The following is a 7,500-nucleotide window of genomic DNA, read 5'->3' on the forward strand; positions in this document are numbered from 1 at the left end:
GGTGCCAAATCCTACTATTAAAAAAATTAAACTTCCCAAGGTACCTGCTGCATAGCGATGAATCATTTCAGTCCATGCTTTTTTCGGCTCGATAGGAACGGCGGGGAAAGATTGTTGTGCGCCTGCGAGATCAATTGCATTTGTTGGTAAGACGATTTTACCGTAACATCCCGGCCAATCAGGGCAACCAAGACCGGCATTAGTTAAACGGGTATACGCCCCTAAAGTGACAACGCCTAACGCCAAAAAAATTGCTATTAATACTATGGTTCTCAGGTAATTAACTTTCATTACATTGCTTGCTCTTTCGTATTTACTAATTTTTTTAAGTCATGAAAAATATCTTTTGAAGAAGCATCCTTTTTAAAAGCGATAACCATATAATCATTGGGATCGACCAATAAGATTCTAGTAGCATTCGTGAGATGTTCTCTGTTACTAGATATCAGGTAATGCAGATCAAGGCTTTTGAAAACAGATTGGAGCTTTTCACTTATTTTATCAGCTTTACCAAGTAGCCCTACATCCACATGATACAATTTTCGTCCCAGGGCTAACCGTATACGTGATAAGCGATCAAGTTGGTTATAACAATCCGTGTCACAAACACTGGGCTCCCATAATAGCAGCTTCCATTTTTTTCCTTCAGCGAAAGAAATACTGTGATCCTTACCCTGACTAAAATTTGTTTTTTCTATCAATGATAGCTTAACCGGCGGGATTACCAATTCGCCCTTATTTGTTTTATTATTTTTTAGAAAATCGGGGTGATGAAAAAAATAATGTGCCAATAACCCTGGTAAAATAAAAATAATAACCAAGGCATAAATAACCATGTTTTTATAGTTAAACTTTCTCATTATACTTCTTCAGATTCAACGCTAAAAAAAGAAGGATGGTTACCAGCGCAAAACCAAACCATTGTATTGCATAGCCAATATGGCGCTCAGGGGAGAAGTTGGTAATAGGCCACTCTCTGACAAATCCATGGGCATCATTTTGGTTTAGGCGAATAATAAACGGATAAGCAGATTTATGCAAAAATTGACTGATTAATTTAGGATCAATATATTCAATAACCGCTAAACTTGAGTTTTTTCTTTCAAACAATTGTCCAAGAAACCAGCTTTTCCGGGGAGGATAATAAACATACCCACGAACGGTTAGTAAATCAGAGGGGGTCTGAATCTTAGGTAAAGTATCACGTGTTGACAGAGCCTGGATCCATCCCCTATCAATTAATACTATGTTCCCGTCTTGTAAAAGAAAAGGAGTAAGGACATCATATCCGATATTGTGATGATAAAATTGATTATCTAAATACAACACAAAGGGTAAATAAACCCCTTTCAGCTGAATGGGTTGAAAATTTTCTGGTAATCTTCCTTTATCCACCCTCACTAAAGAGGACTGCGAACTTAAACTGTTATACTTCATTAATGTATCTCTTTTTTCTTCAGCCCTTTTTAGTTGCCAAAAACCTAATGAAATAAATAAACAAAAACTTACCAGAGCCAAACAAATCATTGTCCAGCGTGGGGTGAAAGACCGATTAAAAAAGGTTAAACTTAGCATTCTTAACGAGAGGCGCCTTCATAACTCGCAGTAAAGGTCAGGAGTATAACAAAATGTTCACAAAATCGCTCATAATTCTTGTCATGATTATTATTTTAGTTAGCCTTGCGAGTGGGCTGGTTTTTTTAGTTAAGGACGAGGGAAAAACGAAACGAACAGTAAAGTCGTTAACTTGGCGAATTGCCCTCTCATTAGGATTATTTTTATTTCTATTTTTAGCGTTTAGTTTAGAATGGATTACCCCCCATTCTTTATAAGAATATTATATTTTATGTGGTTTGGAGCTTTAGAATGAGACTTCTATTTTTAATTATGCTTGCTTTCTCGTTTAATCTTTACGCAGATACGATTGATCACTACATGAATATAGCTAATAACATTCCTCAGATGGAGATGAAAGCAGATCCGCAATCACAAGCATGGGCAAGATCTGCAAGAAATATTTTAGTTTTAACAAGTGAAAGCATTGGGGAAAGTTTAATTTTGGCTAATGAAAACGCTAAAGCACATGGCTCTCCCCCTTTATTTTGTTTACCTCCAAGCACACATTTAAGCCCTGAAGAGATTAATGAATTAATTCAACAAACTTATAAAGAGGCTACAGAACCTGAAAAAAATAAAATGACGGTCTCACAAATAGCATTATTAGGATTTAGTAAACGGTTTCCCTGTCAGGCAGTACAAAATAAGGCAGCATCACCCCCTGCAACTCCATCACTGCAACATGTGGGGGCAAGTTAAACAACGTTGGGCCTTCCAGGCAAATCTACATTTAATAGGTGCATTGGCGTCGAAGCCCAACGTTTAACTCTAAATTTTACTAACTAACTAACTCTGGTTAAATTCTTCAAAAGCCTCCAAAGCTTCGGCTGCATACATAAGAGAAGGGCCTCCTCCCATATAGATAGCCATAGCCAACGTTTCTAACAATTCTTCTCTCGAAGTTTTTAGTTTGATAAGAGCTTGTGAATGAAACCCAATACAACCAGGACAATGATTCGCTACTGCTAATGCCATAGCAATAAGTTCTTTTGTTTTTTTGTCTAAAGCGCCTTCTTTCGTTGCTGCTTGAGATAGTGCGGAAAACCCGGCCATTACCTCTGGCATTTCCTTGCGTATCTTGGCCAGCTGCGTGCTGATATCTTTAGTAATATTATTAAATTTATCTTTCATTATTCTTTCCTTAATTATTAACCAAGCTCCCATTCTTTCACTATTTCATATAAAGGAGCACCTGTTGACTTTGCCAAACAAATTTTTTTTACAGTCCAATTGAGCGATTGAAAATTATCAATTTCTTTATATTCCATATGTCTTGCAAGAGTCACATGCGGAATAAATGGTCTATTTTCGGGTATATACCCAGCAGTGATTAAATTAAAAGTAAGCCTTTTAAATAAGTTATGTAGTGCCGGAGAAGACTTTTTTAATCCACACCAAACAATCTGGTGTTTAAAATGATTAATTTCAGAGAGAGTAATTGTAAAAGGCTTTTCTTTAATTTGTTGGACCACCTTACCTGCGTCTTCCAAATAACCGGGATAAGCTTTTCCCAAATAAGCGAGAGTAAGGTGTAAATTCTCTTTTGGAATTAATTTCTCTATTGGGAAACACTGGGTCCTTAGTAAATGCTGGATTAAAGCTTCTGCTTCTATTTTGTCAGGCCATATGGCAATAAAATACCGCCCAGCATCTTTACTCCTTATCAACGGATGCTTTATCGGATCGCAACGTTTAATTAATCCTTCCAGAGCTTTTTCGATAGCTTGATTGCGAATAGATTCTCTATCCCCTTTAAAAAGAAAGCATCTAGCCACAATTTTTTGCGTGTCCCCAGCCCATGCAATCCAGACAGTGCCTACAGGTTTTTCTTCAGTACCGCCATCTGGCCCTGCTATTCCTGTAATTGAAACTGCTACTTCGGCATCACTTTTAGCAATGGCACCTTGAACCATAGCAATAGCACATTCTTTACTTACCGCACCATATTTTTTAATCAAGGATTTCGGAATCCCTAAAAGCGCTTCTTTTGCTTCATTACTGTAAGTAATAAAACCGCGATCAAACCATTTCGAACTCCCTGAAATAGCAGTAATTGCAGCACCAAGACCACCGCCAGTGCAAGATTCCGCAACCGCGCAACGAACCCTGCGCTCTGTTAGCATTTGGCCAAGGTGAGCAGCATGTTTTAAAATTACATTCCTCATTTTATTTATTAATTGTAAAAATTTCTGAAAGGAAATTTTCTAACGCTCTCCAGGAACGTTCTGCCGCGAGGGAATTATAAATAGTGCCAAGGTCCCTGTCATGTGCCTCCGGATTAGTAAATGCATGCTGAGTATTACCATACATATGTACTTGCCAGTCCGCTTTAGCTTCAGTCATTTCCTGACAAAATTCATTAACTACATCCGGGGGCACCATAGGATCATCATATCCATGCAAAACTAGAATTTTAGCTCTAATGGGATTGGTAGGAAGGCCCTCTGGTCTATTCAAAAGACCATGGAAGCTAATAGCACCTTGAATATTAATCCCACTACGAGCCATATCCAGAGCACATAACCCACCGAAGCAAAAACCCATTATTGCAATTCGATTTTTATCCACATTTTTAAAAGCAAGCAACGATTCATAAGCAGCAATTAATCTATCACGAATTAACCTACGATCATGAACTAGAGGTTGAATGAGGGCCTGCTTTTCTTCAATGGTTTTTCCTTGCTTACCATTACCAAACATATCTACTGCAAAACCAAAATACCCAAGGTTTGCAATTTTTTCCGCTTTATCCCTCGCAAATGCATTGCAACCGGTCCAATCATGAACGATTAGGACACCTGGCATTGGCGCAGCCTTATTCTCATCATAGGCAATAAATCCCTTAAGCTCTCTTCCTTCATCTTTATAATTATGTTCTTCTTTGTGCATAGTATGTCCTTATAAATTAAGCTTAAATCCATTGATAGTAGCAAAAAAATAATTCTTCTCACCAGAAAACCTGAAAAAAAAAATTGAAATGGTAATTGATACATGCAATATTCATAAACACTGCTATCTTAGATCAGGATTTACGCAAAACGTTGAGGTCAAGGCAAAAAATATTTTAATGAGGGAGTTTTAGATTAACTAAATGACCGAATTAAAATCATTTTTTAACGAAGAGATCGACATTTTGCGTGAGTCCTGAAGTTAAATAACTCACTACTTCCAAGGAATGGAATGGTTAATTCTCTTGTTCAGTTTAAAGATTATTTACACGCAAAACTTTGCTATCAAATTTTTATTACGCCGCTTCATTTTATGGTAGAAAAAAAATACAAAGACTTTGCGCAACGTGCTTGTGAGTATTTTAATGAACAACGAACAGAATCATTTCATTATCATGAACCGAAGCATTATATCCTGCATCGTTTTGCCCCAAAAAATAATGATACAGGTCGTAAAATTTTGTTGGCGCACGGATGGATGTCTCGCGCAGCTTACATGTCAAAATTAATAGACAGTTTGGTAAATCAGGGCTTTGAAGTATATGCTATTGATTTTCCAGCACATGGAGAAGCAAAAGGCAGGCAATTGGTTTGGACGGATGCTGTCCTTATTTTAAAAAAAATCCTTTGTGAACTAGGTCCCTTCTATGCAGCAATTGGTCATTCCTTTGGAGGATCTATGTTGCTGAATGCATTAAACCTTAGCAGACAATTTGCACATTGGCATATTCAGGAAGAGCCCGAAAAGATTGTTTTACTCGCAGCCCCAACGCGTATGAGAACGCCAGTAAAAAGGTTGGCAAAGCAATTGAAGTTGAGTCCAAAAGCATATCTGCAACTTCATCAAGTCTTCAAAGAGCAAACATTAATAGATATTAACCGACTAAATTTTCAAAATTTTACAGAAAAAGCCAGAATTCCTTTTTTATGCATTCATGGAAAAGACGATCAGGCAATTGATCCTAAAGAATCGATCATCTTTTGCGAAAATTACTCTTATGCTTCTCTCGTGCTACTTGCAGGCATTAACCATATAAATATTCTTATTGATGAAAGGGTAGATCAAACAGTTAGTGCATTTTTACATTTGGATGATGGAATTTATGTTTCTTAATCGATAGTTATCTGGCATAGAATAAAATTCCTGTATTATGCTGCTAAATTTTACAAAAGTACCTTAATACTTATTTCCCTTAATGTAAAAAATACTTGCTGAGCCGCCACGCTAGTAAGCGGAGAGCTTTAGGAATCGGATGAGGAATATGGTAAACCCTTTTATTCCGCTGCGCTGCATCAAAGGTAGGTTTGTTGAACAGACCTGTTTTTTTCAAATTTGCAGGCAAAAAAAAAAGGCGACTACTGTCGCCTTTAAGGAAAAAGCCCTGGCAATGACCTACTTTCACATGGGGAAACCCCACACTATCATCGGCGCGCGAATGTTTCACTTCTGAGTTCGAGATGGGATCAGGTGGTTCCAAACGGCTATGCTCGCCAGGAAAACTGGTTTGTGGATGCTTAGTCCACGGTAGAAGAAATGGGTTAGCGATTAGCATAACCTGCTACAAAACAATTCAGGTTATATGGTCAAGACAATCAGCCAATTAGTACGAGTTAGCTTCACACATTACTGCGCTTCCACACCTCGCCTATCAACGTCGTCGTCTTCAACGGGCTTCATGGGAAAACTCATCTCGAGGGAGGCTTCCCGCTTAGATGCTTTCAGCGGTTATCCCGTCCGAACTTAGCTACCCGGCAATGCAACTGGCGTCACAACCGGTACACCAGAGGTTCGTCCACTCCGGTCCTCTCGTACTAGGAGCAGCTCCTCTCAATTTTCCTACGCCCACGGCAGATAGGGACCGAACTGTCTCACGACGTTCTAAACCCAGCTCGCGTACCACTTTAAATGGCGAACAGCCATACCCTTGGGACCTGCTACAGCCCCAGGATGTGATGAGCCGACATCGAGGTGCCAAACACCGCCGTCGATATGAACTCTTGGGCGGTATCAGCCTGTTATCCCCGGAGTACCTTTTATCCGTTGAGCGATGGCCCTTCCATTCAGAACCACCGGATCACTAAGACCTACTTTCGTACCTGCTCGAGCCGTCACTCTCGCAGTCAAGCACCCTTTTGCCTTTACACTCTTGGTACGATGTCCGACCGTACCGAGGGTACCTTTGTGCTCCTCCGTTACTCTTTGGGAGGAGACCGCCCCAGTCAAACTACCCACCATACACTGTCCTCAACCAGGATTACTGGTCCAAGTTAGAACCTCAACAACAACAGGGTGGTATTTCAAGGTCGGCTCCATCAGAACTAGCGTCCTGACTTCTTAGCCTCCCACCTATCCTACACAGTTATTGTCAAAGTCCCGTGCAAAGCTGTAGTAAAGGTTCACGGGGTCTTTCCGTCTAGCCGCGGGTATACGGCATCTTCACCGCAATTTCAATTTCACTGAGTCTCGGGTGGAGACAGTGTGGCCATCGTTACGCCATTCGTGCAGGTCGGAACTTACCCGACAAGGAATTTCGCTACCTTAGGACCGTTATAGTTACGGCCGCCGTTTACCGGGGCTTCGATCAGGAGCTTCTCCGAAGATAACCCCATCAATTAACCTTCCGGCACCGGGCAGGCGTCACACCCTATACGTCTTCTTACGAATTTGCAGAGTGCTGTGTTTTTAATAAACAGTCGCAGCCACCTGGTCTCTGCGGCCCTCATCAGCTCCATACGCAAGTATCTCACCAACAAGGGCGTACCTTCTCCCGAAGTTACGGTACCATTTTGCCTAGTTCCTTCACCCGAGTTCTCTCATGCGCCTTAGTATTCTCTACTTGTCCACCTGTGTCGGTTTACGGTACGGTTCTCTATAAGCTGTCGCTTAGAGGCTTTTCCTGGAAGCCGGGCATTAATGACTTCTCCGCACCCCGTA

At 40.3% G+C, this 7,500-nt stretch carries 8 protein-coding genes, 2 rRNA genes and 1 pseudogene (1 of these 11 only partly in view); 3 read left to right on the top strand and 8 right to left on the bottom strand.

The genetic code is table 11. The features are described 5' to 3' along the window. Window positions 1-15 precede the first annotated feature (15 nt). The 3 genes and pseudogenes from EL206_RS05490 to EL206_RS05500 form a co-directional block, all read right to left on the bottom strand. A pseudogene (locus EL206_RS05490) lies at window positions 16-291 on the bottom strand (COX15/CtaA family protein); the annotation flags it as partial. Then, window positions 291-860 (bottom strand): hypothetical protein, encoded by a 570-nt coding sequence (locus EL206_RS05495; protein ID WP_058462234.1) that lies wholly within the window; start codon window positions 858-860, stop codon window positions 291-293. The pseudogene EL206_RS05490 and the gene EL206_RS05495, both read right to left, overlap by 1 nt. Next, window positions 847-1,575, bottom strand: a complete 729-nt coding sequence (locus EL206_RS05500) for an SURF1 family protein (RefSeq protein WP_058462235.1) — start codon at window positions 1,573-1,575, stop codon at window positions 847-849. Before EL206_RS05500 ends, EL206_RS05495 begins: the two co-directional genes overlap by 14 nt. A gap of 53 nt (window positions 1,576-1,628) precedes the next feature. On the opposite strand from EL206_RS05500, the gene EL206_RS05505 reads away from it, so the two are divergent. Further along, window positions 1,629-1,832 (top strand): twin transmembrane helix small protein, encoded by a 204-nt coding sequence (locus tag EL206_RS05505; protein WP_058462236.1) that lies wholly within the window; start codon window positions 1,629-1,631, stop codon window positions 1,830-1,832. Between the two features lie 34 nt (window positions 1,833-1,866). Further along, complete coding sequence (locus EL206_RS05510) at window positions 1,867-2,316, top strand: Rap1a family protein (RefSeq protein WP_058462237.1); 450 nt, start codon at window positions 1,867-1,869, stop codon at window positions 2,314-2,316. A gap of 87 nt (window positions 2,317-2,403) precedes the next feature. Here the strand turns inward: EL206_RS05510 and EL206_RS05515 are convergent, their stop codons facing one another. Genes EL206_RS05515 through EL206_RS05525 form a run of 3 tightly spaced genes read right to left on the bottom strand, consistent with a single transcriptional unit; the run spans window position 2,404 to window position 4,506 of the window. Next, entirely contained in the window at window positions 2,404-2,748 is a 345-nt protein-coding gene (locus EL206_RS05515) for a carboxymuconolactone decarboxylase family protein (RefSeq protein ID WP_058462238.1), read from the bottom strand. A 17-nt stretch (window positions 2,749-2,765) separates the two neighbouring features. Continuing rightward, a complete protein-coding gene (thpR, locus tag EL206_RS05520) occupies window positions 2,766-3,782 on the bottom strand; it encodes an RNA 2',3'-cyclic phosphodiesterase (RefSeq protein ID WP_065310933.1) in 1,017 nt (338 codons plus the stop codon). A gap of 1 nt (window position 3,783) precedes the next feature. After that, on the bottom strand, window positions 3,784-4,506 hold the full coding sequence (locus EL206_RS05525; RefSeq protein WP_058462239.1) for a dienelactone hydrolase family protein: 723 nt from the start codon (window positions 4,504-4,506) through the stop codon (window positions 3,784-3,786). A 291-nt stretch (window positions 4,507-4,797) separates the two neighbouring features. Here EL206_RS05525 and EL206_RS05530 point away from each other — a divergent pair, with 291 nt between their 5' ends. After that, window positions 4,798-5,679, top strand: coding sequence for an alpha/beta hydrolase (locus EL206_RS05530; RefSeq protein WP_058462240.1), 882 nt, complete (start codon window positions 4,798-4,800; stop codon window positions 5,677-5,679). A gap of 266 nt (window positions 5,680-5,945) precedes the next feature. On the opposite strand, the gene rrf is transcribed toward EL206_RS05530, so the two are convergent. Both rrf and EL206_RS05540 read right to left on the bottom strand, forming a co-directional pair. Beyond that, a 5S ribosomal RNA gene (gene rrf / locus EL206_RS05535) occupies window positions 5,946-6,061 on the bottom strand. A gap of 84 nt (window positions 6,062-6,145) precedes the next feature. Next, window positions 6,146-7,500 (bottom strand): 23S ribosomal RNA (locus EL206_RS05540); it runs 1,539 nt beyond the window's last position.

The sequence above is a fragment of the Legionella adelaidensis genome, assembly GCF_900637865.1.
In the GTDB taxonomy this organism is placed as follows: Bacteria; Pseudomonadota; Gammaproteobacteria; order Legionellales; family Legionellaceae; genus Legionella_A; species Legionella_A adelaidensis.